Annotated in this window: 18 protein-coding genes; 12 read left to right on the top strand and 6 right to left on the bottom strand. The window is 72.5% G+C overall.

What is annotated here, in order from left to right:
- A partial coding sequence (locus ACFYYH_RS25095; RefSeq protein ID WP_388555139.1) for a transposase occupies positions 1–160 on the bottom strand: 160 nt, incomplete at its 3' end.
- Positions 161–286: 126 nt separating this feature from the next.
- Here ACFYYH_RS25095 and ACFYYH_RS25090 point away from each other — a divergent pair.
- Positions 287–487 carry a hypothetical protein gene (locus ACFYYH_RS25090; protein WP_388555112.1) on the top strand — a complete coding sequence of 67 codons (201 nt, stop codon included), beginning with the start codon at positions 287–289 and terminating at the stop codon, positions 485–487.
- A 293-nt stretch (positions 488–780) separates the two neighbouring features.
- Positions 781–1,824 (top strand): phosphatidylinositol-specific phospholipase C domain-containing protein, encoded by a 1,044-nt coding sequence (locus tag ACFYYH_RS25085; RefSeq protein WP_388555109.1) that lies wholly within the window; start codon positions 781–783, stop codon positions 1,822–1,824.
- 156 nt (positions 1,825–1,980) lie between these two features.
- Here the strand turns inward: ACFYYH_RS25085 and ACFYYH_RS25080 are convergent, their stop codons facing one another.
- A complete protein-coding gene (locus ACFYYH_RS25080; RefSeq protein WP_388555106.1) occupies positions 1,981–3,534 on the bottom strand; it encodes an ATP-dependent DNA ligase in 1,554 nt (517 codons plus the stop codon).
- Between the two features lie 381 nt (positions 3,535–3,915).
- On the opposite strand from ACFYYH_RS25080, the gene ACFYYH_RS25075 reads away from it, so the two are divergent.
- The 3 genes from ACFYYH_RS25075 (at position 3,916) to ACFYYH_RS25065 (ending at position 8,775) form a co-directional block, all read left to right on the top strand.
- Positions 3,916–4,791 (top strand): oxygenase MpaB family protein, encoded by an 876-nt coding sequence (locus tag ACFYYH_RS25075; protein ID WP_388555136.1) that lies wholly within the window; start codon positions 3,916–3,918, stop codon positions 4,789–4,791.
- On the top strand, positions 4,773–7,064 hold the full coding sequence (locus ACFYYH_RS25070; RefSeq protein WP_388555103.1) for a tetratricopeptide repeat protein: 2,292 nt from the start codon (positions 4,773–4,775) through the stop codon (positions 7,062–7,064). The genes ACFYYH_RS25075 and ACFYYH_RS25070 overlap by 19 nt, the downstream gene beginning before the upstream one ends.
- 178 nt (positions 7,065–7,242) lie before the next feature.
- Positions 7,243–8,775 (top strand): phytoene desaturase family protein, encoded by a 1,533-nt coding sequence (locus tag ACFYYH_RS25065; RefSeq protein ID WP_388555100.1) that lies wholly within the window; start codon positions 7,243–7,245, stop codon positions 8,773–8,775.
- A gap of 163 nt (positions 8,776–8,938) precedes the next feature.
- Here ACFYYH_RS25065 and ACFYYH_RS25060 read toward each other — a convergent pair whose 3' ends face one another.
- The gene (locus tag ACFYYH_RS25060) at positions 8,939–10,774 is read right to left on the bottom strand and encodes a serine hydrolase (protein WP_388555098.1); all 1,836 of its coding nucleotides are present in this window, start codon (positions 10,772–10,774) and stop codon (positions 8,939–8,941) included.
- Between the two features lie 206 nt (positions 10,775–10,980).
- Here ACFYYH_RS25060 and ACFYYH_RS25055 point away from each other — a divergent pair, with 206 nt between their 5' ends.
- The 6 genes from ACFYYH_RS25055 (at position 10,981) to ACFYYH_RS25030 (ending at position 18,992) form a co-directional block, all read left to right on the top strand.
- The gene (locus ACFYYH_RS25055) at positions 10,981–12,087 is read left to right on the top strand and encodes a calcium:proton antiporter (RefSeq protein ID WP_388555095.1); all 1,107 of its coding nucleotides are present in this window, start codon (positions 10,981–10,983) and stop codon (positions 12,085–12,087) included.
- 49 nt (positions 12,088–12,136) lie between these two features.
- Positions 12,137–13,702, top strand: coding sequence for a fatty acyl-CoA synthetase (locus ACFYYH_RS25050; RefSeq protein ID WP_388555093.1), 1,566 nt, complete (start codon positions 12,137–12,139; stop codon positions 13,700–13,702).
- A gap of 152 nt (positions 13,703–13,854) precedes the next feature.
- Positions 13,855–14,097 (top strand): DUF397 domain-containing protein, encoded by a 243-nt coding sequence (locus ACFYYH_RS25045; RefSeq protein WP_388555090.1) that lies wholly within the window; start codon positions 13,855–13,857, stop codon positions 14,095–14,097.
- Positions 14,098–14,502: 405 nt separating this feature from the next.
- Positions 14,503–15,003: a hypothetical protein gene (locus ACFYYH_RS25040; protein ID WP_388555088.1), complete on the top strand. Its 501-nt coding sequence runs from the start codon at positions 14,503–14,505 to the stop codon at positions 15,001–15,003.
- Between the two features lie 226 nt (positions 15,004–15,229).
- Positions 15,230–17,587 carry a glycoside hydrolase N-terminal domain-containing protein gene (locus ACFYYH_RS25035; protein ID WP_388555085.1) on the top strand — a complete coding sequence of 786 codons (2,358 nt, stop codon included), beginning with the start codon at positions 15,230–15,232 and terminating at the stop codon, positions 17,585–17,587.
- A 283-nt stretch (positions 17,588–17,870) separates the two neighbouring features.
- The gene (locus ACFYYH_RS25030; RefSeq protein ID WP_388555082.1) at positions 17,871–18,992 is read left to right on the top strand and encodes a chemotaxis protein; all 1,122 of its coding nucleotides are present in this window, start codon (positions 17,871–17,873) and stop codon (positions 18,990–18,992) included.
- Positions 18,993–19,217: 225 nt separating this feature from the next.
- On the opposite strand, the gene ACFYYH_RS25025 is transcribed toward ACFYYH_RS25030, so the two are convergent.
- Positions 19,218–21,230 (bottom strand): N-acetylmuramoyl-L-alanine amidase, encoded by a 2,013-nt coding sequence (locus tag ACFYYH_RS25025; protein WP_388555079.1) that lies wholly within the window; start codon positions 21,228–21,230, stop codon positions 19,218–19,220.
- 352 nt (positions 21,231–21,582) lie between these two features.
- Positions 21,583–22,743: an aminoglycoside phosphotransferase family protein gene (locus tag ACFYYH_RS25020; RefSeq protein WP_388555076.1), complete on the bottom strand. Its 1,161-nt coding sequence runs from the start codon at positions 22,741–22,743 to the stop codon at positions 21,583–21,585.
- 233 nt (positions 22,744–22,976) lie between these two features.
- Between ACFYYH_RS25020 and ACFYYH_RS25015 the strand changes: the two genes are divergently transcribed.
- Positions 22,977–24,473, top strand: a complete 1,497-nt coding sequence (locus tag ACFYYH_RS25015) for a hypothetical protein (protein ID WP_388555074.1) — start codon at positions 22,977–22,979, stop codon at positions 24,471–24,473.
- An 84-nt stretch (positions 24,474–24,557) separates the two neighbouring features.
- Here ACFYYH_RS25015 and ACFYYH_RS25010 read toward each other — a convergent pair whose 3' ends face one another.
- Positions 24,558–26,006 carry a PP2C family protein-serine/threonine phosphatase gene (locus tag ACFYYH_RS25010; protein ID WP_388555071.1) on the bottom strand — a complete coding sequence of 483 codons (1,449 nt, stop codon included), beginning with the start codon at positions 26,004–26,006 and terminating at the stop codon, positions 24,558–24,560.
- Positions 26,007–26,168: the final 162 nt, after the last annotated feature.

Genomic DNA, 26,168 nt, shown 5'->3' with positions numbered 1-26,168 from the left:
GTTCCGGCAGGTCACGCCACTGCACCCCCGTCCGCACCCGGTGCAGAATCCCGTCGATCACCTGCCGGTGATCCCGCCACCGGCCACAACGTCCGTTACCGACCGGCAGGAACGGCCGCAGCCGTTCCCACTCCGCATCACTCAGATCACCCCGCCCCATGCACACACCAACGACCCGCACACGAAGCAGTCACATGATCGACCGGACAAGTCCTAGCCGATGCCGGGGATGCGGCGGGGACCGGTGAGCACGAGAATGGGCTCACCGGATGAACGAGGAGGCGGCATGAACGCAGAGTCCGCTGCGCGGCCGGAGGGGCACGAGGGCATCACTCCGGACCGGCTGCTGCACACCGCGGGTGCCGAGGTGACGGCGGAAGACCTGGCTCTGGCCTCGGGCCGCGATCTCACCCCGGAGAGCATCGAGTGGGCCAGGCGCCGACTGGCCGAGAGGGGCCGCGCGGCCGTCGAGGAACAGCTTCCCTGACCTCGCGTCCGGCTCTCGAACCGGGCGCCGTGGTGCGTCCGGGCCGCCGGCCGCTCCGGTCCTCCGCCCCGTGAGCGCGTCGGACTGATGTCCCGGCCGACGCTCAGGGCCTACCCTCAGCCTCCCGCTCTGATCAGCGCGCCCCCGCCGTCTCTCGCGGCGCGGGGCGCTTTTCGCTGCCCCCGGCGGCCTGCGCAACCGTAAGCTCGCGTCCTCCCGCTGGTCACCGAATTCCCCTACGCTCCCTCTCGGTTGACATGCCCAAGACATGCTCAGCGGGAGGAACAAGGGATATGGCAAAGCTCTTTCGCACCGCCGTCGCGGCCGGTGCCGTGGCCGTGCTCGCCTACGTCACCAGCCCGGCCCAGGCCGCCGACCCCGGTCAGCTTCCGTATCCCTCCACCACCGGGGTCGGGGTGCACAACGCGTACGAGAAGGCCACCTTCCCCTATTTCGCGGACGCTCTGGACTCCGGCGCGGGAATGCTCGAACTCGACCTGTGGACCAATGTGTTCGGCGCCTCCTGGCGTGTCTCGCACAGCAACCCGCTGGGCAACGACAACAACTGTGTGAACGCCACCAACGCGAGCGAGCTGCGCACCAAGGCGCAGAACCGCGATCTGGCCGGCTGCCTCGCCGACATCAAGGTCTGGCACGACGCCAACCCGGGTCACCGTCCCATCGTCCTCAAGCTCGAACTCAAGGACGGCTTCCTGGCGACCGCGGGCCGTGGCCCCGCCGCCCTCGACGCCCTGCTCACCAGCAAGCTCGGTGACGCGCTTTACCGCCCCGCCGACCTGGTGGGCGGCCACGGCGACCTCGACCAGGCGGCCCAGGCCGGCGCCTGGCCCACCCGCGCGCAGATGGCCGGCAAGTTCATCGTCGAACTCATCCCCGGCACGGTCGAGGAGCAGAACCCCTTCGACACCCTGTGGACCGACCGCGAATACGCCACCTATCTGCGCGACCTCAAGGCGGCGGGCCGGCTGCGTGAGGCGGCGGCCTTCCCCGCCGTCCACAACGCGTCGGCGGGCGACCCGCGCACCCGGTACACGGACGCCTCCATCCGCCCCTGGTTCGTGTTCTTCGACGGCGACGCCTCCACCTTCGCGGGCGGCGCCATCGACACCTCCTGGTACGCGCAGCGCAACTACTTCGTACTGATGACGGACGCGCACAATGTGGCGCCCGCCATCGACGGCACCAGCCCCACCGAGCAGCAGGCCCGCGACCGGCTGGCCCTGCTGGCCCAGCGGAACGCGAGCCTGATCTCGGCCGACTGGCACGGGCTGAAGCCGGTGCTCTCGTCGGTCGTGGCGCGCGGCACGGCCCAGTAGGCGCGGGGCCCCGGGCCGGGAGAGTCTCCGGCCCGGGGCCATCGCCGTACGACCGCCGCCACGGCCGGGCCCTTCCCCGTCGCCCCGCCGGAAGCGCTGCTTCCCTTCCCACCGACCCCGCCGCACCACCGTCCCCAGGCCCACGGCCGGGGCGCCTCAGCCCCGCTCACGCTGTCCGGCGTCCCGGCCGTGTGCCGCCAGTACCGTCCCCACCGTGTCCGCCTCCTGCGCCGGCTTGTCCTCCCGGTAGCGGAGCACCCGGGCGAAGCGCAGCGTCACCCCCGCCGGATACCGGGACGACCGCTGGATCCCGTCGTACGCGATCTCGACCACCAGCTCCGGGCGTACGGTCACGGTGAAGCCGTCGTCCCGTACCGCCAGCTCCCGCAGACGCCCGGTCTGCCACTCCAGCATCGCGTCCGTCAGCCCCTTGAAGGTCTTGCCGAGCATCACGAACGAGCCGTCCTCACGCCGTGCGCCGAGATGCAGATTGGAGAGTCTGCCGGTGCGCCGGCCGTGTCCCCATTCGGCGGCCAGTACCACCAGATCGAGCGTGTGCACCGGTTTCACCTTCAGCCAGCCCGCGCCCCTGCGGCCCGCGGTGTACGGGGTGTCGAGCGCCTTGACCACCACGCCCTCGTGTCCCCGGGCCAGGGTCTCGCGCAGGAACTCCTCCCCGGCGGCGGCACCGGACGGTCCGGGGACGACGATCCGCCGTACCCGCATCGGCTCGGGCACCAGCCGCGCCAGCGCCGCGTACCGCTCCGCGGCCGGCAGATCGAGCAGATCCTCGCCGTCGGCCGCGAGGATGTCGAAGAAGACGGGGGAGAGCGGGACGGCCGCCGCCGCTGTCCGTACATCGGTACGGGAGCCGACCCGGCCCGCGACCTCCTGGAACGGCCGCGGTCTGCCGTTCTCGTCCAGCGCGATGACCTCGCCGTCCAGCACGAACCGGTCGCCGTCCAGCGCGAGGGCGGCCGCCGTCACCTCGGGCAGCCGGTCCGTGATGTCGTCGAGCGTGCGGGTGAAGATCCGTACCGTCGCTCCCTCCCGGTGCACCTGCACCCGGATGCCGTCCAGCTTCTCCTCGACGGCACAGTCCCCGAGCCGCCCGACCGCGTCCGTGACACCGGTGGCGCTCTGCGCGAGCATCGGCAGGACGGGCCGGCCCACGGTCAGCAGGAACTCCTCCAGTACGTGCGGTCCTTCGGTCAGCAGCCGCTGCGCCACCTGTTGCAGCGAGCCCGCCAGCATCACCGCCCGCCGTACCACGGCGGCCGCCGCGCCCGAGGTCTCCGCGAGCGCCTCGACGGCGACGGCGTCCAGCGCCCCCTGCCGCAGCTCACCGGAGACCAGTCCGATCAGGAAGCGCTGCTCGTCCTCGGTGGCCGCGGCCAGCAGTGCCTGGACCAGCCGCCGGCGCTCGCCCTGCGCACCGGGACCCGCGACGGCCGCCAGGGCGGTGAAGGTGTCGTTCACCTCATGCACGGTCAGGGTGGCCCGGTCCGCGGGCGCAGGCGGGTCCTTGAGGGCGTTCCAGCCGACGCCGATACGGCCCTGGGGCAGCCGCCCGGCCAGATACGGGATGACGACGGGCACGTCGTCGGGCCCCGCCGTACGGAACACTCCGGCCAGCAGGGAGATCTTCCGGGACCGCGCCGAGGTCCCGGCGACCTCCCGGGAGACACGGGCGAGCGGTGCCAGCATCATGCAGCCATCGTGCTACGCCGGACGCGTGTCCGCGCGGCGTCCGGGGGGGGGAAGGCCGTCCGGAGGCGGCGGGCCCGTGAGGCCGGGCGGGAGACGGCCGGGTCCGGTGCGCGCGAGCCCAGCGAGATCCGAACGAGAGGCCCTAGCCTGGCCGTACCGCCCCGGTGGCGTGGCGGACGGAGCGAGCGCGCGGCGGGGAGGACGGACATGGGCGGCACGAACTCTCACCGTGAGCCCGACGGTCATCCGGAAGGGAACTCTCACCCTGAACGTGAGGGTTACGGTAAGCCCGGTCCTGACGTCGGGCCCGGTCATCCGGGAGGGCCCGACGGCCGGACCGCCGACCCCGGGCTCTTCGGACCCGGTTCCGTCACCTGGCACCTGCACAGCGACCCCATGATGTGGATCGCCGGCATCCGCGCCCTCTATCTCCAGGCGCTCCACCCGCGCGCCGTACGGGGCGTCACACAGAACAGCGACTTCCGGAAGGACGCCTGGGGCCGGCTGCGCCGTACGGCCCACTTCGTCGGCACCATCAGCTACGGCACCACCGAGGCCGCCGAGCACGCGGGTGCCCGGGTCCGCCGTATCCACCGGCTCCTCCAGGCCACCGACCCCGCCACCGGGGAGCGCTACGGTGTCGACGAGCCCGCGCTGCTGCTCTGGGTGCACTGCGCCGAGGCCGACTCGTACCTCCATGTCCTGCGCCGCTCCGGCATCCCGCTCAGCGACGCGCAGGCCGACCGCTATGTCGCCGAGCAGCGCGTGGCGGCCCGGCTGGTCGGCCTGGACCCGGACCTGGCACCCGCCACCACCGCGGAGCTGGCCGGCTACTTCGCGGGGGTCCGTCCCGAGCTGGGGTGCGGGCCCGAGGCACGGGACGTCGACGACTTCCTGCGCAGGCCGCCGGCCCACCCGCTGCTGGTCCCGGCCCGCGAACTGCTCTGGCACCGGGTGGCCTCGCTCGCCTACCAGGCCCTGCCGCCGTTCGCCCACGCGCTGTACGGCAGGGCGGTCCCCGCGCCGGATACCGTCACCGGCCGGCTCACCACCGCCGGGAAGCTGCTCCGCCGTATCCCGGCGCGGGTGCGCTGGCAGCTCCCGCCCAAGCACATCCTCCGGGCGATGGCGAGGCTCGGCCCCGACACCCGTCCCGGCCCGTACACACTCCAGGGCCGGGCGGCCATACTGGACGGGCCGGGGAGGGCGCAGCGAGGGGACGGGGGCGACAGCACGCGATGGCGGACACCAGGCTGATCCAGGGCCGCTACCGGCTGCTCGATCTGATCGGGCGCGGGGGGATGGGCGAGGTGTGGCGGGCGCGCGACGAGTCGCTCGGCCGGCGGGTCGCGGTCAAGTGCCTCAAGCCGCTGGGACCCCAGCAGGACACGTCGTTCACCCGTGTCATGCGGGAACGGTTCCGCCGCGAGGCGCGGGTCGCCGCCGCGCTCCAGCACCGCGGCGTCACGGTGGTCCATGACTTCGGCGAGCACGACGGCGTCCTGTATCTCGTCATGGAGCTGCTCGAAGGCCGCAACCTCAGCCAGCTCCTGGAGGACAACCAGCAGCGCCCGCTCCCGGTGGCCGATATCGTCGACATCGCGGAGCAGATCGCGGACGCGCTCGCCTACACCCATGAACAGGGCATCATCCACCGCGACCTGAAACCCGCCAACATCATGCGGCTCACCGACGGCACGGTGAAGATCTGCGACTTCGGTATCGCCCGCCTCGGCCACGACATCGGTTTCTCCTCCCGGCTCACCGGTACGGGCATCGCCATGGGCACCCCGCACTACATGTCGCCCGAGCAGATCGGCGGCGGGCACGTCGACCACCGGAGCGATCTCTACTCGCTGGGATGTGTGCTGTACGAGATCGCCACCGGCGCCCCGCCGTTCGATCTGGGCGACGCCTGGGCGGTGCTGGTCGGCCACCGTGACACGGTCCCGGAACCGCCCAGCGGCCACCGCGCCGAACTGCCCGGCTTCCTCGACCGGATCGTGCTCGACCTGCTGGCCAAGACCCCCGACCAACGGCCCTCGGACGCGGGCGATCTCCGGCGCAGGATCAGCGGAGCGCGCGCGGTCCCGAGCCGGTACGGCGATCCCGGCGGCCACACCCGGCACACCCTTCCCGCCCCGCCCGGGGCGGACCACGGTGCCGCGCCGTCCTTCACCGGCCGCTCCGAGCCGCTGCCGGACGGGGCCCGTCTGCCCTCCTGGACCCGGGGGATGACGACCGGGCACAAGGCGACCGGCATGTCCGTCCTGCGGCCCACCCCGCCCGACCACACCGCGGGTCTGACGGGTGAGTGGACCGCGCCCGTCGACCCCAGGATCGCGACCGGCATGTACACGCAGCGGGCACGGCCGACCCCGTCGCCCGAGCAGCTCGCCGTACTCGCCAGCCGGCACAACGCCGGTCTGAGCCTGGGACGGCTGGGTCGCTGGGAGGAGGCGGGCGAGGTGCACCGCGCGGTCGCGGCCGAACGCGAGCACGCCCTGGGCCCCGACCATCCGGACACCCTCGGCAGCCGGTACGAGGTCGGGTTCACCCTCAGCAGGACCGGGCGGACGGCCGACGCGCTGCGCGAGTTCGCGCGGGTCGTGGAGGGCCGGGAACGCAGTCTCGGCGCCGACCACCCGGACACGCTCACCGCCCGTCAGGAGATGGCGTACGTCCTGGGGCAGCTCGGCCGGCACTTCGAGGCGCACGAGGTGTTCACGGCGGTGCTCGCCTCCCGTGAACGCACCATGGGGCCCGACCATCCGGACACCCTGCGCTGCCGCCACAACCTGGCGTACAACCTCAGCCGGCTCGGCCGGCTGGAGGACGCACACCGGCTGGCCCACGAGGTGGCCGTCGCCCGCGCGCGGGTGCTCGGCTCCCACCACCCCGACACGCTGGCCACCCGGTACGAAGTGGCCTACACACTCGGCCTGCTGGGCCGCTGGCAGGAGGCGCTGGGCGCGTACCACGAGGTCGCGACGGCCCGTGCCCAGGCGCTCGGCGCCGACCATCCCGACAGTCTCGCCGCCCGCTACGAGGTCGGTATCGGCCTGGGCCGGCTCGGCCGCAGCGCGGAGGCGCTGGAGCTGTACCGGGCGCTCGTCGCGGACCACACCCGTGTCCACGGCCCGCGGCACCCGGAGACCCTGCGGGCACGGCACGGCCTCGGGGTCAATCTCGGCAGGCTCGCCCGCTGGGAGGAGGCGCTCGCCGAGTCCCGTGATGTCTGCGCGCTCCGTGAACGGGTCCTCGGCCCCGACCACCCCGACACCCTCGTCAGCCGCCGGGAGATCGCCGTCGGCCTGGGCTGGCTGGGCCGCTGGGGCGAGGCCCTGGCGGTCTACCGCCAGGTCGCCGACGCCCGTGACCGGGTGCTGGGGCCCACCCACCCGGACGCGCTGGCCGCCCGCAACGACGAGGCGCACTGTCTGGAACAGCTCGGCAGGGGAGCGGAGGCGGTGGAGCTGTACCGCCAGGTCGCGGCGCTGCGGCAGCGGCACGGCACCCGGGGCCGCTGAGCGGGCGCCAGGAGACCGCTCCACTCCGCGTGGACGGGTGCGGTGCAGGCGCCGGCCGTCCGCGCGCCGCCGTCTCCGAGGTCCGGCCGCCTCCGCCGTCGCAGCGCCGCCGTCCCGTCCCAGCGGCCACCTCTTCCGTACCCCTGGCCCCGAGATCATCCGCGTGTTACCAAGAGCCATGCCCGCACATGTCTCGTACGACGCCGTCATCGTCGGCGGCGGCCACAACGGTCTGGTCGCCGCCGCCTATCTCGCCCGCGCCGGGCGCTCCGTCCTGGTGCTTGAGCGGCTCAGGAACACCGGGGGCGCGGCCGTCTCCAGCCGTCCCTTCGCCGGGGTGGACGCCAGGCTCTCCCGCTACTCGTATCTGGTCTCCCTGCTGCCGGAGAAGATCGTGCGCGAGCTGGGGCTGCGCTTCGCCGTGCGCAAGCGGACCGTCTCCTCGTACACCCCGCGGGGCGACGGCGGACTGCTGGTCGGTGAGGGACGCACCCGTGCCTCCTTCGCCGCGCTGACCGGCGGTGAGTCGGAGTACACGGCCTGGCGGGAGTTCTACGGCATGACCGGGCGGGTCGCCCGGAAGGTCTTCCCGACCCTCACCGAGCCGCTGCCCACCCGCGAGGAACTGCGGGCGCGGGTCGACGACCCGACCGCCTGGCGGACGCTCTTCGAGGAGCCGATCGGTGTCGCCGTCGAGGAGCGGTTCCAGCACGATCTGGTCCGGGGAGTGGTCCTCACCGACGCCCTGATCGGCACCTTCGCCGACGCCCACGACCCGTCACTCGTCCAGAACCGCTGCTTCCTCTACCACGTGATCGGCGGCGGCACCGGGGACTGGGACGTGCCGGTGGGCGGGATGGGCGCGCTCACCGACGCGCTGGCCGACGCGGCGCGCTCGGCGGGCGCGGAGATCGTCACCGGGCACGAGGCGACGCGGATCGTCACCGACGGGAGCTCCGCCGAGGTCTCCTTCCGCGCCGGGGACGCCGAGGGTACGGTGACGGCCCGCCAGGTCCTGGTGAACGCGTCGCCCCAGGCCCTCGCCGCGCTCCTCGGCGAGGAGCCCCCGGCCGCCGCCGAGGGCGCCCAGCTCAAGGTCAATATGCTGCTGCGGAGGCTGCCCCGGCTGCGCGACCGGTCCGTCGACCCGCGCGAGGCCTTCGCCGGCACCTTCCATATCGCCGAGGGATACGAGCAGTTGGCCACGGCCTACCGGGAGGCGGCGGACGGCCGGCTGCCGGGCACACCGCCGTCCGAGATCTACTGCCACTCGCTGACCGACCCGTCGATCCTCGGTCCTGGGCTCGCCGCCGAGGGCTACCAGACCCTCACCCTGTTCGGACTGCACACCCCGGCCCGGCTGTTCGCCGAGGACAACGACGCCGTGCGCGCGGAACTGCTCGCCGCGACCCTCGCCCAGCTCGACGAACGCCTCGCGGAACCGATCGCCGACTGCCTCGCGGTGGACGCGGACGGCCGCCCCTGCGTCGAGGCGAAGACCCCGCTCGATCTCGAACGGGACCTGCGGCTGCCCGGCGGCCATATCTTCCACCGGGACCTCTCCTTCCCCTACGCCACCGAGGAGACCGGGCGGTGGGGGGTGGAGACGGCGCACGCGAACGTGCTGCTGTGCGGCGCGGGCGCCGTCCGGGGCGGCGGGGTGAGCGGTGTGCCCGGCCACAACGCGGCGATGGCGGCGCTGGGCCGGTGACCACCGGCGGCGGGGGAGGGGAGGGCGAGGGGAGGAAAGGGAGAGGGCCGGCCCCCCCCGGGCGTGTTCGCGGGTGGGGCGTTTCAGTGGGTGGGACGGGCCTCCGCGTGTGCCCTCGGGCGTGTCCCCGGACCGGGAGGAGCGGGCCCGGGGACGGGCCGGGTCAGTTCTCCGACGCCACCCAGCCGGCCGCCGCGATACGGGCCGCGTCCTCCCGCCGTGCCTCGTCGAAGAGCGTACGGCCGCCGTCCTCGACCCGCAGACCGTTCACGTACACGCCGCGTCCGACATAGAGCCGGTCCGTGGTATAGCGCCAGCGCAGTCGTACCTCCGTACCGCGCCAGGCCGCGAGATCCGCGGTCAGCCGGTGCCAGACCCGCCCCGACCAGCCCGTGGCGGAACCGGTGGGGCTGGGCTGTGGTTCCTCCCCGGCCCGTACGGTCGTGAAGGGCACCGGCCGCCAGCTCGCGCCGCCGTCCGCCGAGGCCTCCAGGAACAGCGCGTCGGAGCCGGGTTCGGTGTCCCACCACAGGGAGCAGCGCAGCCGCGCGTGCCCGGAGCCGGGGCTGAGCGGGGGCAGCGTCAGCGTGGCCGTGGTGGCGGCGGCCATTCCGGAGAACCAGGCGGTGCGGCCCCTCTCGGGCCGGACGGCGACCGCTCGGGCCATCCGGTCGGCGGTCGCGACACGCGGCGCGCTCCCGGAGCGCCAGCTTCTGACGGGATGGACGGAGTTGCCGAGGACGATCAGGAACGAGTCGGTGGTCGGATCGAGGACCAGACTGGTGCCGGTGAACCCGGTGTGGCCCGCCGTGCTCGGGGTGGCCATGGCGCCCATGTACCAGTGCTGGTACAGCTCGAAGCCCAGACCGTGGGCGTCACCGGGGAACCCGGTGTTGAAGTCGGTGAACATCAGCTCCACGGACTCCGGACGCAGGATCCTCGCCCGGCCGTAGGCGCCGCCGTTGAGGAGCGTACGGGCGAGGACCGCCAGGTCCCAGGCGCAGGAGAAGACACCGGCGTGGCCCGCGACCCCGCCGAGCGCGTACGCGTTCTCGTCGTGCACCTCGCCCCGCACCAGGCCTCGGTCCAGCCCTGACCACGGCTGCCGCGCGTCCTCGGTGGCGGCGATCTTCGGTTTCCAGGAGGCGGGCGGGTTGTAGCGCGTGCGGTGCATCCCGAGCGGAGCGGTGATCTCGGTACGGAGCAGGACGTCCAGCGGCTGCCCGGTGATCCGCTCCAGGATGAGCTGGAGCGAGATCAGATTGAGGTCCGAGTAGAGGTAGACCGTGCCGGGCGGATGGAGCGGGGCCTCGTTCCAGAGCAGTTCGAGCTTGCCCTCGTGGGTCGGTGCCGTATAGAGCGGGACCCAGGCGCGGAAGCCGGAGGTGTGCGTCAGAAGCTGGCGCACGGTGATGTCCTCCTTGCCCGCCCGCCCGAACTCCGGCAGATAGGCCGCGACCCTCTCCTCCAGTTCCAGCTCGCCCCGCTCGATCCGCTGGACGGCGAGGATCGAGGTGAACAGCTTGGAGACCGAGGCGAGATCGAAGACGGTGTCCTCGGCCATCGCGATCTGCCGCTCGGCGGGGAGTTCGACTCCGGTGTCCGTCGTCTCGTCGTACGCCGCGTAGCGCAGGGCCTTGCCGATCGGGCGGTGCAGGGCCACCGTCCCGCCCCGGCCCGCGAGCAGCACCGCGCCCGCGTACCAGGGGTGGACCGGGGAAGGGCCCAGGAAGGCCACCGCGTCGGCGACCAGCCGCTCCAGCTCGTCGGGGAGCAGACCGGCCCGCTCGGCCGAGCCGCGCCGCAGCGTCCTGTGCCCGGAACCCGGACCGTGTCCCGTACGGCCGCCGGCGCCGCCGCCCCCCGGTCCGGCCGTCGCCGCGCGGGCGACGCTCTCTGCGAACGGGACCGGTGCCAGGGCGAACGCCCCGCCGAGCGCCAGCACCCCGCCGCCCAGTCCGCGCCGGCTGATCCCGCCGCCCGTACCGTCCTGCGTCATCAGGAAGCCTCCCCCTGAAAGTATCTTTCGGGATCTCGATCGACTCCTGAAACTTTCTTGCGGGACCCGCGCGCTGTCAACCCTCCCGCCCCACGCGACCCCGGTACCACGCCGGAACTGACGCCGCATCACGGGGAGCGCTTCATGGACGCCGACCGGCGCAGCCCACCGCGCGCGGCTCCGGCGGCTCTGGCAGCGTGAGGCGCATGACGACGAGCGACTCCATCAGGTCACTGGCGTCCCGGTGGACCGTGGTGGTGCCTCTGCTCGCGGTGGTCGCCCTGGTGCTGAGCTGGGGCCGCTCCCTGCCCGGCTTCGCGGTCGCCCTCGTCGCCCTCTGCCTGGCGGGCGCGGTGCTCGCGGCCGTGCACCACGCCGAGGTGGTCGCGTACCGGGTGGGCGAACCGTTCGGCTCACTCGTCCTGGCCGTCGCCGTCACCGTCATCGAAGTGGCGCTCATCGTCACCCTCATGCTCGACGGCGGCGCCAAGTCGGCCACGCTCGCCCGGGACACCGTCTTCGCCGCCGTCATGATCACCTGCAACGGCATCCTCGGACTCTGTCTGCTGGTCGGGGCGCTCCGCAGCAGGATCGCCGTGTTCAACCCCGAGGGCACGGGCACCGCGCTCGCCACCGTCGCCACCCTGGCCACGCTCACCCTGGTGCTCCCCACCTTCACCAGCAGCAAGCCGGGGCGGCAGTTCTCGACGGCGCAGCTCGGCTTCGCGGCCGTCGCCTCGCTGATCCTGTACGGGCTGTTCGTCGCCGTACAGACCGTGCGCCACCGCGACTACTTCCTGCCCGTCACCCAGGAGGGTGAGCCGCGGGCCGAGGAGTCGCACGCCCCGGTGCCCAGCCGCCGGGCCGCCGGCCTCAGTCTCGTCCTGCTCCTCGTCGCGCTGGTCGCCGTCGTCGGCGACGCGAAGGCCGTGTCGCCCACCATCGAGTCGGGGGTGGAGTCGGCCGGTCTGCCCCAGGCGGTGGTCGGTGTGGTCATCGCCCTGCTGGTGCTCCTGCCGGAGACCCTCGCCGCCGTACGCGCCGCCCGCCGGGAGCGGGTGCAGACCAGCCTCAACCTCGCGCTCGGCTCCGCCATAGCGAGCATCGGGCTCACGATCCCGGCCATCGCCCTCGCCACCGTCTGGCTGGAGGGGCCGCTGGTCCTCGGGCTGGACTCCACCCATATGGTGCTGCTCGCGCTGACCGTGGTGGTGGGCGCCCTGACCGTCGCACCGGGACGGGCCACCCTGCTCCAGGGCGGGATCCATCTCGGCATCTTCGCCGCGTTCGTCTTTCTCGCCATCAGCCCATGAACGGGCAGGGGGATTGACCCGCCCCGCGGAGCCCACGGAGGATCACGCCATGACCGCCGAGGACCGCGCCTTCCCGGAACCGCCCGACCGGCCCGCCGACGGGCCGCCCGGGGCCTCGTCCGACGATCTCCTCGGCCGCACCGTCGACGGTGTCGTGCGGCGCAGCGCCCGACGCGTGCCCGACCGGCTCGCCGTACGGTACGCGGAGAGGTCCTGGACCTACGCGGAGCTGGACGCGGCCGTCTCCACCGCGGCGGCCGTGCTCGCCGGACACGGACTGGCGCGCGGCGACCGGGTCGCCGCCTACGGCCACAACTCGGACGTGTATCTGATCGCCTTCCTCGCCTGCGCGCGGGCCGGTCTGGTGCACGTACCGGTCAATCAGCACCTCACCGGCGACGAGCTCGCCTATCTCCTGGAGCAGTCGGGCAGCGTGCTCGTGCTCGCCGACCCCGCGCTCACCGGCCGGATCCCGGCGGGCGTCCCCGTCCTGCCCCTGCGGGAGACCGCGGAGTCGCTGCTCACCGCGCTGGGCACACCGCTGCCGTACGAGCGCGACGGCGACCCGGACGAGCTGGTGCAGCTTCTCTACACCTCGGGCACCACCGCCCTGCCCAAGGGCGCGATGATGACGCACCGCGCCCTGGTCCATGAGTACGTCAGCGCCCTCACCGCCCTCGATCTGCGCGAGAGCGACCGGCCCCTCCACGCGCTGCCGCTCTACCACTCCGCCCAGACCCATGTCTTCCTGCTTCCGTACCTCGCGGTCGGCGCGGAGAACACCATCCTGGACGGACCGGACCCGGTGACGGTCTTCGATCTCGTCGGTGAGGGCCGGGCGGACAGTTTCTTCGCGCCGCCCACCGTATGGATCGGGCTCGCCAACCACCCGGAGTTCGCCGTACGGGATCTGACCGGGCTGCGCAAGGCGTACTACGGCGCCTCGATCATGCCCGTACCCGTACTGGAACGGCTGCGCGCCCGGCTGCCGGCGCTCGCGTTCTACAACTGCTTCGGCCAGAGCGAGATCGGTCCGCTCGCCACCGTCCTCGGACCCGGGGAGCACGAGGGCAGGATGGACTCGTGCGGCAGGCCCGTGCGCTTCGTGGAGGCACGGGTCGTGGACGAGCACGGCGAGGAGGTGCCCGACGGCACGGCGGGCGAGGTCGTCTACCGGTCGCCGCAGCTCTGCGCCGGGTACTGGGAGAAGCCGGAGGAGACCGCGGCGGCGTTCCGTGACGGCTGGTTCCGCTCGGGCGATCTCGTGGTCCGGGACGCCGAGGGCTACTACACGGTCGTCGACCGGGTGAAGGACGTCATCAACTCCGGTGGGGTGCTGGTCGCCTCCCGGCAGGTCGAGGACGTCCTCTACACGCATCCGGCCGTCGCGGAGACGGCTGTCGTCGGGCTGCCCGACGAACGCTGGATCGAGGCCGTCACCGCCGTCGTCGTCCCGAAGGGTGAGATCACCGAGGCCGAACTCCTCGCCCACGCCCGGGAGAAGCTGGCCGGTTTCAAGGTCCCGAAGCGGGTCCTGTTCGTGGACGCGCTCCCGCGCAACGCCAGCGGGAAGATCCTCAAGCGTGAGCTGAGGGAGCGCCTCAGCGCGTCCTGAACCGTGGCTGCCCGTCCCTCCCCGTCCCTCCCCGTCCCTCCCCGTCCCTCCTCTTACGGTCCGTCCGCACCTCGGTCCTTCTTCCGTGGCCTGTCGAGGACCGACGGCGGTCGATAGGCTGGCCCGGGACGACGCAGCGGGAGGAGCAGGACGTGGCCGACAGCATCACCACCCACAAGCCGCTTTCGGGCTGGGACAAGCCGGAACTCGATCTGAGCAACGCGGACTGGCAGTCGGGCAGCCAAGGCACGGGTGATGTCCAGATCGCCTTCGTCGAGGGCTTCATCGCCATGCGCAACAGCGGGCGGCCCGAGAGCCCCTCGCTGATCTTCAGCCCGGCCGAGTGGCGGGCCTTCGTGATCAACGCGCGCGAGGGGGAGTTCGACCTCACCTGACCGCGCGCGGGCCGCCGCGCGGTACGGAGCACAGCCGGGAAGCAGGCCGGCGCCTCGGGGAGCCGGCCGGTCCCTCTCTCGGGCTCGGGGACGGTGACGCCCCGCCCTTTCGTGCCCGACTCCCCTCCGCCCGGCGGTGGTTGAGCCGGGCGCACCGGAGACCGCGCGTTTCTCCGGGTGTTCGCCCACGGCTGACGGCCATCGGCCGACGGCCGGAGGGCGGCCGCCGGCCAGGGGCCCGGTCGTCACACCCGTACCATCCGCCCCATCCGCCCCACCGGTAGCGACGTGCGGAAACACCTCCGCGGTGGAGCGGTGACGCATGTCCGGAATGCGGTCCGTGTGCCCCTGGGGGAGGGCCCCACCCGGATCCGGAGGAGTGGCGCGAACCCGTACCATGGTGGGATGTCCTTCCTCCGCCGCCGCAGCGCCGCCACACCCGCGGGTCCGGACTTCGATGTCCTGGCCATGGACCCGGGTGACTGGCCCGGAAACCTGGGCGCCGGTCTGCTGCCCGCCCCCGACGGCAGTTGCCAGGGTGTCTTCCTCCGGTACGACCTCTTCGGCGGCCGCGGACCCGCGATGATCATCGGAAATCTGCCCGAGGGCTCAGCGGCCCGCGAGCTGGTGGACGGACAGGTCCCGTTCGAGGTGGCCCAGCTTCTGCTGGCGCTGGAGAACGACGAGCCCGTCGAGGTCGTCGGCAGCGAGGACATCCCGGTGATGCAGGGCGACAACCTGCTGATCGTCCGGCGTCTGAAGCTCTCGGAGAGCCGGATCTCCTGTGTCCAGTTCGACCGCAGCGACCAGGTCCTCGTCACCATCGCGAGCTGGGACCGGCCGATCACGGACGATCTCTACGCGCTGCTGAAGCCGCTGCCCGCGGAGCTGTTCCAGCAGGGCTGAGCCGGCGGGACCGGTCGATCAGATCCGATTCGACGGATCTGATCCGTGAGAGCCGATCTGCCGGAGCCGGTCGATCGGATCCGATCCGCCGGAGTCGGTCCCACACGCTGATCGGGCAGGCCCGAGGCGCCCCGGGGGTGACAGCACCCCCGGTGGACCACTGCCCGTGAAGCGAATTTGTCATGTCTATTGCCAATTCAGTCATCGGACTTTTAACGTGCTGGCCATGACGCCTGGGATCAGCCGTAGAACCACGATCAAGTCCGCAGTTGGCGTAACCGGCGCCTTGACGTTGGGTGTTCCAGCCCTGTCAGGAACCGCAGCCGCCCGTGACACATCCGATGATTTTACGCTGTGGTATCAAAAGCCCGCAGCCGACTGGGAGCGGGAATCGCTGCCCATCGGCAGCGGGGCGCTCGGCGCGAGTGTCTTCGGAACGCTCGCCACCGAGCGGCTCACCCTCAACGAGAAGACACTGTGGACCGGCGGTCCCGGGGCCGCCGGCGGATACGACCACGGCAACTGGACCGAGCCCCGGCCCGACGCGCTCGCCTCCGTCCAGCAGCGCCTGGACACCGAGGGCAAGCTCACCCCGGAGACCGTCGCCGCCGAACTCGGCCAGCCCAAGCACGGCTTCGGCGCCTACCAGGTACTCGGCGACCTGGAACTGGCCGTCCCCGGCGCACCGACCGCGCCCGATGCCTCGTACCGCCGTTCGCTCGACCTCGGCACCGCCCTCGCGAGCGTCTCGTACACCCACCAAGGGGCCACGTACACACGGGAGTTCTTCGCCTCCTTCCCGGGCAAGGTGATCGCGGGCCGGTTCTCCGCCGACCAGCCGGGGAAGACCGGCTTCACCCTGCGCTACACCTCGCCCCGCGACGACTTCACGGCCACCGCGAGCGGTGACCGGCTCACGGTGCGGGGCACGCTCCAGGACAACGGGCTGCGGTTCGAGGCCCAGATCCGGGTACGCACCGTCGGCGGCCGGGTCACCGCGGGCGCCGACGGCACCCTCACGGTCAGCGGCGCCAACAGCGCCTGGTTCGTCCTGGCCGCCGGCACCGACTACGCCGACACCTATCCGCGCTACCGGGGCGCCGACCCGCACACGGCCGTCACCAGGGCGGTCGACGCCGCCGCCCGCCGCTCGTACGACGCCCTGCGCACCGACCACGTACGCGACCACCGCGCGCTCTTCGACCGCGTCACGCTCGACATCGGCCAGCGGCTCCCGGACCTGCCCACCGACCAGTTGCTGACGGGGTACACCGGGGGCACCGGCGCCGCCGACCGGGCGCTCGAAGCGCTCTTCTTCCAGTACGGCCGCTATCTGCTCATCGCCTCCTCACGCCCCGGCTCGCTGCCCGCGAACCTCCAGGGCGTGTGGAACAACGTCACCAACCCGCCCTGGTCGGCGGACTACCACGTCAATATCAACCTCCAGATGAACTACTGGCTCGCCGAGGTCACCAATCTCGCCGAGACCACCGCTCCCTACGACCGCTATGTCGAAGCGATGCGGGCCCCCGGGCGGGTGAGCGCGCGGGAGATCTTCGGCTCGGCAGGCTGGGTCGTACAGAACGAGACCAACCCGTACGGCTTCACCGGGGTCCACAACTGGGCGACCTCCTTCTGGTTCCCGGAGGCCGCCGCCTGGCTCACCCAGCAGCTCTACGACCACTACCGTTTCAACGGCTCCACCACCTATCTGCGCACCACCGCCTATCCGGTGATGAAGGAGGCCGCGGAGTTCTGGCTCGCCAATCTCCGGACCGACCCGCGTGACGGACAGCTCGTCGTCACGCCGAGCTACTCGCCGGAGCACGGCGACTTCACGGTGGGCGCGGCCATGTCGCAGCAGATCGTCTTCGATCTGTTCACCAACACCCTGGAGGCGGCGCGCACCCTGGGGGACGCCCCCGCCTTCCGTACCCGGCTGGAAACGGCCCTCGGAAAGCTCGACCCCGGACTGCGCGTCGGCTCATGGGGCCAGCTCCAGGAGTGGAAGACCGATCTCGACAGCCGGACGGACGACCACCGCCATGTCTCGCACCTCTACGCCCTCCACCCGGGGCGGCAGATCCAGGCGGGCACCGCGTGGGCGGAGGCCGCCAAGGTCTCGCTGACCGCGCGCGGCGACGGTGGCACCGGCTGGAGCAAGGCATGGAAGATCAACTTCTGGGCGCGGCTGCTGGACGGCGATCACGCCCACAAGATGCTCTCCGAGCAGCTCAAGAGCTCCACCCTGCCCAACCTCTGGGACACCCATCCGCCGTTCCAGATCGACGGCAACTTCGGCGCCACGTCCGGGATCGCCGAGATGCTGCTCCAGAGCCAGCACGGACCGATCGAGGTGCTGCCCGCGCTGCCCGCCTCCTGGCCCGCCGGCCGGGTGACGGGGCTGCGGGCGCGCGGCGGCGCCACGCTGGACATCGAGTGGTCGGGCGGCCTGGCGACACGGATCACCCTCCGGGCGAGCCGCACGGGCGATCTGACACTGCGCAGCACCCTGCTGGCCGGCGGCGAGCGCCGGTTCCGGGCCATCGCCGGACAGACCTACGTCTTCCGCGCCACGTCCTAGGCAGCGCCCGTGCCGGGTGTCGCAGGCCTGTCAGCGGGGCCTGGCGTGCGCGGCGCTCAGACGCCGGTACCACCGGGCCGGTCCCGCGGCCCGGTGGTACCGGTACCCGGACACTCCCGGGTCCCCGGCCCCGCCCCGCACACCGCGGGGCGGGGCCCCGTGCCGACGGGCCCGTACCTCGCGCGAAACCGGGCCGCGTCCCGCACGATGGAGAGACGCACGGAGGCCGGCACGCGGCTGTCCGCCCTCGCCGGACCTTCGTCGAGCGAGGCGAGGGGTCAGCATGGACAGCAACGGTCTGACGCCGGAGATCCTGCGCGAGCTGCGCCGCCCGCGCCCCCATCCGGCCGTGTCCCTGACGATGCCCACCGACCGCCGCGATCCCCGCGCCGAGCAGGACGCCGTACGGCTGCGCAATCTCCTCACCGAGGCGGACCGCCGGCTGGAGGCCGACCCGGATGTGGACAAGCGGGCACACGCCATGGTCAAGGGCCGGCTCGACCGGGCCGTCGCCGAGGTCGATCTGCGCCATACGCTCGACGGGCTGCTGCTCCTCGCGGACAGCCAGGAGCACCGGATCTGGTACCTGCCGCGCGAGGTGCCCGAGCGTGTCGTCCTCGGCGACAGCTATGTCACCCGGAACCTGGTCGCCGCCACCGAGCAGTCACGCCCGTACTGGGCGCTCGGCGTCGCGGCCGACCGCGCCACGCTGTGGACCGGGTCCGGCGAGTCGCTGCGTGAACACCGCGGGGACGGCTTCCCCATGTCGCCGCCCGAGGAGAGCTGGGACGTCGAACGTGAGGAGCGGATCGGTGACCGGCCCAGCACCTTCACCGACGAGGAGACACGCAAGTTCCTGAGGTCGGTGGACGAGGCCGCGGGCGCGGTCCTGGCCTCCCGCCCGAGGCCGCTGTTTCTCGTGGGTCTCGCCCCCGCGCTGGCCCTGCTGGAGGAGGCGGGCAACGCCACCCGCTCGGCCGCCGGCAGGCTGGTCAAGGGCGGTCTGGTGGACGGGCCCGCGCCGGTGCTGCGCAAGGAACTCCGGCCGGTGGCGGAGGAATACGCGCGCCGGGAGCGGGAGGGGGCACTGACCCGGCTGGACGAGGCCAGGGGGCGGCGCACCTTCGCCGCGGGACTGGACGAGGTCTGGGAGTCGGTGGGCGAGAGGCGGGCCGAGCTGGTCGCGCTCGAAGATCACTTCCACCGTACGGCCGGGGTCCGGGACGGCCATCTCGTGCCCCTCGACGACGCACCCGGGGCCACGGGCCTCGGGCACGACGGCATACGCGACGACATCGTCGACGAACTGGTGGAGACGGCGCTCGACGGGGGAGCCGAGGTGGTGTTCCTCCCCGACGGCACGCTCGCCGCGCACGACAGGGTCGCCGCGGTCCTGCGCTTCTGACCCCACGGCCGGCACCCGCACACCGGGCCGGTACACAGAACACCGCGGTGCGCGCACACCGGGCCGCCGTCACACACCACACCGCGGTGCGCGCACACCGCCGCGCACCGCCGGCATACGTACGGCGGGTGCCACCGGCCCCTCCGTGGCCGGTGGCACCCGCCGGGTCCCGCGTCCCGTACGCCGCGTCCCGTACGCCGCGCGGTGCGGCCCGTGCGCCGTCGGTCAGCGGCGACCCGCCCGTACCTCGACGTCGGACGCCTTCACATAACCGATCCGGTGCCCGTACTGGATCTGGTAGTACATCTCCTGGTCGCGCACCACCTGATGTCCGGCGGTCTCGAACGTCGGCGCGTAGTAGTACTCGCCCGGCACCTTGTCGCCCACCACGTACCGCTGGCCGGCGAGCACCTTGTACGGCAGCGGGGAGACCGTCTGGACCGGAATCCCGGCCGGATACGCCGCGGGCTCCGGATAGGCCCGCCCGTACACCGGCACCTCGGCCACCCCGGGCTTCGGCGTCAGGACCGCCGCCCTGGCACTCACCGCCGTCGGCCGCGTACGGGGATTGTGGAACCAGGCCTTCTGGCCCAGATACCAGATCGCCGTCCACTCGCCCTGGCGCCCGGCGACCGCGTACTGCTGGCCGGTCGAGGCACGGGCCCCCAGATCGTTGACGTCGATCGTGGTGTCGTCACCCTCGGGACGCAGCCCGATGTCCTTCACGAGCGGCGCGCTCTCGTCCGGCGCGGTGTGCAGCCGTACGGCTCCCGAGCCGTGCGGGGCACATGCCTCGCCCGGTTTCTCGCACCCGGTGTACACCGGCTTGTGCGACGCGTAGTCGGGCCTGACCGTCACCACCTCGGCGTTCGCTCCCGCGGTCGCCTCGAACGGCTTGCCGAGCAGCCGGAAGTAGTGCGCCCAGTCCCAGTACGGGCCCGGGTCCGTGTGCATGTCGGGGATCGACGCGGTCGTCGTGCCCGGCACGGTGTCGTGCCCCAGGATGTGCTGCCGGTTCAACGGGACGTCGAACCTGTCCGCCAGATACCGCACCAGCCGCGCCGAGGTGCGGTACATCGCCTCCGTGTACCAGGCGTCGGGCGCGGCGAGGAAACCCTCGTGCTCCAGCCCCACCGACTTGCTGTTGACGTACCAGTTGCCGGCGTGCCAGGCCACATCCTTCGTCGCCACATGCTGGGCGATGTGCCCGTCGGACGAGCGCAGCGTGTAGTTCCACGACACATAGTCCGGGTTCTTGATGAGCTTGAGGGTGGTCTCCCAGGAGCCCTCGGTGTCATGGATGACGATGTAGTCGATCGACTGCGACGCGGGCCGGTCGGCCTTGTCGTGGTTGCCGTAGTCCTTGTCGCCGAACTCCGCGTACGCCGCGGGCAGCCACTCGCAGGCCACCGTGGCGGGACACTCCGTCTGCTCCGCCGGGACGGTGCGCAGGGCGAGCCGCGCGGTCCGCGAGGTGTCGGGGGAGACCTTCGGGACCGCGCGCAGCGCCACCCGCTGGCCGCTGTCCGTCGTACGGTGCTCGCCCTCCCTGATCACCGCGTACACATCGTCGGCGTACGCGGTGGCGGTCGCGGAGTCGTCGGCACCGGAGAACCGGGCGACGGCTCCGTACCAGTCGGCGGGATCGGTGCTCAGCGGTCCGCCCAGCTCGCGCTGGGCGGCGGCCAGCAGCGCGGCGCCGCCCCGGACATTGGCGGCCGGGCTCTCCCGCAGCTCCTCCGCGGCCAGCCCGGTCAGCGCGGCGGCGCGGTCCAGGGTGCGCAGGCGCGCCGGCAGCTCGGACGCCTTCGGCAGCGCCGCCCCGGCGGCCGCGGAGACCGTGCGCACCGCCCGCGCCGGACGGGAGGTGTCCCCGCGCGGGTCCTCCGTGCCCTCCGAGTGGTGCTGCGCGGGATGGCGCCGCGCGTCGGCGATCGCGCCCCTGGCGTCGGTGAGATGCATCGGACCGTAACCGCCGGTGACGCTGGGCGCCCCGCCGTGCGTGTCCCACCGCGACTGGAGATACGAGACCCCGAGCAGCACGCTCTGCGGCACCCGGTACCGCGCGGAGGCGTCGGCGAACGCGCGCTGGAGGGCATCGGCGGGGGGGTGTTCCGCGGTGGCGGAGGGAGCGGCCGAGACCAGGGGCAGCAGCAGGGCGGCGGAGGCCACGACGCCCCCCGCTCGCAGCGCACGCCCACGGCGGGACCTCGGGTGTGGGGGGACGGAACCTTGCAATGCAGCCTCCAGTGACGGGTGATACGCGAAGGGTCTGCCGGGCGGGGGCGACACCAGAGGTATCGGCTCCCGGACGATCCGTCAATCATCCGCCACAGAGGCGATTTCCCACGTCAGCGCGGGTTTCACGGAGTTTCGCGGCGGTGGTGTCCCGGCCTGCGGCGCGTCAGTGGAGTGAACCAATGAAAAAATAAAGCCCGCTGTCCGGGGCCCCGTTGGGGGCCGGACGCGGGAGTGCGGTGACAGCCGGGACGCCGGGCGCCCCGTGGCGGAGCACGTCGACGCGGCACGCGCCCCGTGTGTCGGCACGGGGCACGCGACGCGGTTCTCTTCCTCCGGTCGGTGGAACGCGTCAGCGGGTACCGACCGCGGCGCGTACCGCGCGCCGCGCCATCGCGCAGTCGTCGTGCAGCCGGCGCAGCAGCAGCCGCTGCTCCTCACCGGTGGACGGACCGCTCGGGGCCGACGCGGACCCGGAGGCTCCCCGGACGGGCGACGAGGAGGGGGACGGGGACGAGCCCGCGCCGGGCTCCGGTGCCTCGTGCATGGCGCGCTGCACCGCCGTCTCGTACATCCGGATCTCCCGGGTCAGCACCAGCATCAGATTGACCAGGAACGCGTCCCGCTCCGCGGGGCCCTTGACCTGGGCGAGCTGGCTGATCTGGCGGCGCGCCGCCGGAGCGTCCCCGAGCACCGCCCACAGCGTGGCCAGGTCGTACCCCGGCAGGTACCAGCCCGCGTGCTCCCAGTCGACGAGCACCGGACCCGCCGGTGACAGCAGGATGTTGGAGAGCAGGGCGTCGCCGTGACAGAACTGGCCCATCGCCTGCCGGCCGGCCGCCAGACCGTGCAGCAGCTTCTGGAGATCGCCCAGATCGCGGTCCGTGAACAGACCCAGCTCGTGGTAACGGGCGATCCGGGACGCGTAGTCGAGCGGCGCGTCGAAGAGTCCGGACGGCGGCCGCCAGGTGTTCAGCCGGGCGATCGCGCCGAGCGCGGCCCGTACATCGGCCCTCGGCGGCGCGTCCACCGGATGGCGGGTCAGCGCCGCGGCCCGGCCGGGCATCCGCTCGACCACCAGGGTGCAGTTGTCGGGGTCCGCGGCGACGAGCCGGGGCACCCGCACCGGAGGCCGGTGCCGTACGAACGAGCGATAGGCAGCTATTTCGTGCCGGAACCGCTCGGTCCACACCGGAGAGTGGTCCAGTAAACACTTGGCGACCGCGGTGGTACGGCCGGTGGTTCCGACGAGCAGTACCGAACGGCCGCTGCGGCGCAGCACCTGCACCGGCTTGAACTCCGGACAGATCCGGTGCACCGACGCGATGGCCATCCGCAACTGCGCGCCCTGGGGGCCGGACAAGTCGAGTCTCCCGCTGAGCGGTTGGGCGCCGGTCCCCGTCCTGATCCGAGTCCGCCCGACATGGGTGGGGTCGAGATACGGTCCGCTACCAGGCACGACCGTCCGCTGCGACCGGGGCGGGGCGGACACGGAGGACGATGCTGTGTACATGGGCGATACAGATCCCTTCGTGTGCCGACGAATTGCGTGCGCCGTCCCGCCCCGGCGGCCTTTCGGCACCCTGGGGAGTACGTCCTGCCGCCGGGGCGGGGTGGCGCTTTCCTACCTGACACCCGAGTGCGGGTGGCACACCATCTGGCGAACCCTGGCGAACCCTGGCGAATAGTCGCCATGCATCTGGCGGCGGGCTAATGTCAAGTCAGCCGAGAACCTGGGGGCTTGACGTGAGCGGAGAACCCAACACCCGTCTGTCGGATCTGTTCGGCCTGGCCGGCTGGTCCAAGGGCGAACTCGCGCGGCTGGTGAACCGGCAGGCGGCGGCCATGGGCCACCCCCAGCTGGCCACCGACACCTCGCGGGTGAGGCGCTGGATCGACATGGGGGAGACCCCGCGCGACCCCGTACCGAGGGTGCTGGCGGCCCTGTTCACCGAGCGGCTCGGTCGTGTCGTGACCATCGAGGACCTCGGGTTCGTACGGAACGGACGCGCGGGGAAACGAGGGAACGCCGGGAAAGCCGACAACCCCGACGGTCTCCCGTGGGCGCCCGACCGGACGGCGGCGGTCCTCACCGAATTCACGGGAATGGACCTCATGCTCAACCGTCGCGGCTTGGTGGGCGCGGGTGCCGCGCTCACCGCAGGCTCCGCACTCACCAGCGCCATGCACGACTGGCTGCACTCCGACCCCGCACTCTCGTCGGACGCCCCCCGGCTCGACGATCCCCTGCACGCGGACCCCGCGGGATTCGACCGTTACGAGGCCGCCCCCATCGGGTCGCAGGAGATCGACGCGCTGGAGCACTCCGTCGAGGTGTTCCGCGCCTGGGACGCCGCCCGTGGCGGCGGGCTCCAGCGCAAGGCGGTGGTGGGCCAGCTCAACGAAGTGGGCGGCATGCTCGCCTACCGGCACCCCGACCATCTCCAGCGGCGCCTGTGGGGCGTCGCCGCCAACCTCGCCGTGCTCGCCGGGTGGATGTCCCACGACGTGGGCCTGGAACCCACGGCCCAGAAGTACTTCGTCATCGCCACCCACGCGGCGCGCGAGGGCGGCGACCGGCCCCGCGCGGGCGAGGCCCTGTCCAGGGCGGCCCGGCAGATGGTCCATCTCGGCCGGCCCGACGAGGCACTCGATCTGATGAAGCTCGCCAAGTCCGGCTCCGGCGGGGAGAATCTGCCCCGTACGCGCGCCATGCTGCGCACGATCGAGGCATGGGCACAGGCGTCCATGGGCCGTGGCCAGGCCATGCGCCGCACCCTGGGCGAGGCGGAGGAACTCTTCGTCTCCGACAAGGGGGATGTGCCGCCGCCCTGCTGGATGCAGATGTTCGACGAGGCCGATCTGCACGGGATGGAGGCGCTGGCCTTCCGTACGCTCGCCGACCATGAACCGGCGGCGGCGAGCATCGCGCAGAGGCACGCCAAGAAGGCGCTGGAGCTGCGGGGGGGCGGCCGGCAGCGGTCCAAGATCTTCGACTATCTGTCGCTGGCGTCCGCGTGCTTCATCGCGGACGACCCGGAGCAGGCGGACCGTTACGCGCGTCTCGCGCTGATGTCGATGGGGGAGACCTCGTCGCACCGCACCTGGGACCGGCTGCGTGAGATGTACCGGCTCACCGGCCAGTACGCGGGCTACCGGAAGATCGAGGATCTGCGCCAGGAGATCGAGTCGGCCCTGCCCAGGAATCCCGCCCGAAGGGCGACGGGGAGCGTCGGCGTCTAGGGTCTTTCGTTTGGATCTCGCGAGCCCGGCAAGATCCGGACGAAAGACCCCAGGGTTACGTCAGGCCGTGTCCGCCCGGCGGGCTCAGCCGCCGACCCTGGCGGCCAGCACACAGGCGTCGTCCGCGCGCTCGGTCCCGCCGAACTCCTCGACGACCGTCCTGGCGCACTCCGCCGCGGTGAGGTTTCCGGCGAGCCGGGGCGCCAGTGCCAGGAGCCGGTCCCGCGCCGTCCCGGTGGCGCCGCCGTCGCGCGTCAGCCCGTCGGTGTACAGCACCAGCAGGTCTCCGGGCCGGAGCCGGACGTCGGCCTGCTCGTACGCGGCCCCCGAGGTCGCCCCGAGCAGGACGCCGTCCGGCGGAGTCAGGACACGCCCCGTCCCGTCGCGGAACAGCAGCGGGGCGGGGTGTCCCGCCTGTGCCCATGCGAACGTCCGGGTCTCCGGGTGGTAGCGGGAACAGAGCACGCTGCCCAGCGCGGGCCGTTCGGAGGTGTCGAAGAGCTGGTTGAGATGGCCCAGCAGGGCGCCGGGCTCGATGCCCGCCACGGCCATGCCCCGCACCGCTCCCAGGGTCATCGCCATGGCGGAGGCGGCGGCCATGCCCTGGCCGGTCAGCTCTCCCACGGTCAACAGCGTGTCGCCGTCGGGCAGTTCGAGGGCGTCGTACCAGTCCCGGCCGGCCTGCGGGTTCCCCGCGGACGGCAGTCGGCGCGCGGCCACGTCGAGCGGGACGGGACCGCTCCGTGCGAGCTGTGCGGAGCCGCGCCAGGACGGCAGGACGGCCTCCCGCAACTCGCCCACGAGCCGTCGCTCGGTCTGCGCGATGTGCTCTTCGCGCCGGAGCGAGTCCCGGCTGTCGCGCACCGCCCGTTCGCTGCGGCGCAGTTCGCTGATGTCACGCAGGACCGCCCACATGGAGGCGGTGCAGCCGTCGGCGTCGAGGACCGGCTCGCCCGTCATGTGCAGCGTACGCACCCGGCCGTCGGGCCTGACGACACGGAACTCGCCGTCGATGGGCCTGCCGTCGATCAGACAGCCCGTCACCATCGCGGTGAGCAGGGCCTGATCGTCCGCGAACACGAAGGACGGCAGCTCGTCCAGTGACAGGGGCCCGCTCTCCGGCGCCCTGCCGAAGATCTCGTACAGCTCGTCCGACCAGCTCACCTCGTCGGTGAGCAGATCCCACTCGGCGCTGCCGATCCCGCCGGGCGCCGAGCCGGTACCGTCCCGCGTCTCCGGCCGGTGAGCGGGCGCGTGGCGCTGTTCCCGCGCCGGTTCCGCCGGGGCTGGGCCGTCCGGACGCCCCGCCTTGAGCTCCTCCAAGTGAGCGCCCAGGTCGTCCAGTTGATGGACCGCCAGGTCGCAGAGGGCCCGCTGCCAGCGCCACACCGTGTCGTCGTCGTCCACCGCGGTGTCCTGGCGTACCGCGTCCACGTCTCCGCGCAGTCTGCGGGTCTGGGTGATGAGCGCTTCCACCGTCCCTCGCTCGGGAGGCTGGGGGGCGGGACGGTCCGCGAACAGAGGGGACGGCATCTCGTACTCCGATACGGGCGCGGCACTGTCGGGTCCGGCTGATGGACCGTTATGAACTCTCGCACAGGCGCCCCGGGGCCGTAAGGCGTTTGGCAACACTCGATCCGGTGGTGCTTCTGGCATATGCCGCGGGCTCGCCGGAGCGCCGCGTACGGCCGCGCC

This window comes from Streptomyces sp. NPDC002018, from assembly GCF_042890865.1.
GTDB lineage: Bacteria > Actinomycetota > Actinomycetes > Streptomycetales > Streptomycetaceae > Streptomyces.
The sequence above is the reverse complement of the archived record's forward strand: the minus strand, read 5'-3'. Positions and strand labels throughout refer to the sequence as shown.

Coding starts and splice junctions, on each gene's coding strand:
- ACFYYH_RS25090 (WP_388555112.1), top strand. CDS start 287: ATGAACGCAGAGTCCGCTGCGCGGCCGGAGGGGCACGAGGGCATCACT.
- ACFYYH_RS25085 (WP_388555109.1), top strand. CDS start 781: ATGGCAAAGCTCTTTCGCACCGCCGTCGCGGCCGGTGCCGTGGCCGTG.
- ACFYYH_RS25080 (WP_388555106.1), bottom strand. CDS start 3,534: ATGATGCTGGCACCGCTCGCCCGTGTCTCCCGGGAGGTCGCCGGGACC.
- ACFYYH_RS25070 (WP_388555103.1), top strand. CDS start 4,773: ATGGCGGACACCAGGCTGATCCAGGGCCGCTACCGGCTGCTCGATCTG.
- ACFYYH_RS25065 (WP_388555100.1), top strand. CDS start 7,243: ATGCCCGCACATGTCTCGTACGACGCCGTCATCGTCGGCGGCGGCCAC.
- ACFYYH_RS25060 (WP_388555098.1), bottom strand. CDS start 10,774: ATGACGCAGGACGGTACGGGCGGCGGGATCAGCCGGCGCGGACTGGGC.
- ACFYYH_RS25055 (WP_388555095.1), top strand. CDS start 10,981: ATGACGACGAGCGACTCCATCAGGTCACTGGCGTCCCGGTGGACCGTG.
- ACFYYH_RS25050 (WP_388555093.1), top strand. CDS start 12,137: ATGACCGCCGAGGACCGCGCCTTCCCGGAACCGCCCGACCGGCCCGCC.
- ACFYYH_RS25040 (WP_388555088.1), top strand. CDS start 14,503: ATGTCCTTCCTCCGCCGCCGCAGCGCCGCCACACCCGCGGGTCCGGAC.
- ACFYYH_RS25035 (WP_388555085.1), top strand. CDS start 15,230: ATGACGCCTGGGATCAGCCGTAGAACCACGATCAAGTCCGCAGTTGGC.
- ACFYYH_RS25030 (WP_388555082.1), top strand. CDS start 17,871: ATGGACAGCAACGGTCTGACGCCGGAGATCCTGCGCGAGCTGCGCCGC.
- ACFYYH_RS25020 (WP_388555076.1), bottom strand. CDS start 22,743: ATGTACACAGCATCGTCCTCCGTGTCCGCCCCGCCCCGGTCGCAGCGG.
- ACFYYH_RS25010 (WP_388555071.1), bottom strand. CDS start 26,006: ATGCCGTCCCCTCTGTTCGCGGACCGTCCCGCCCCCCAGCCTCCCGAG.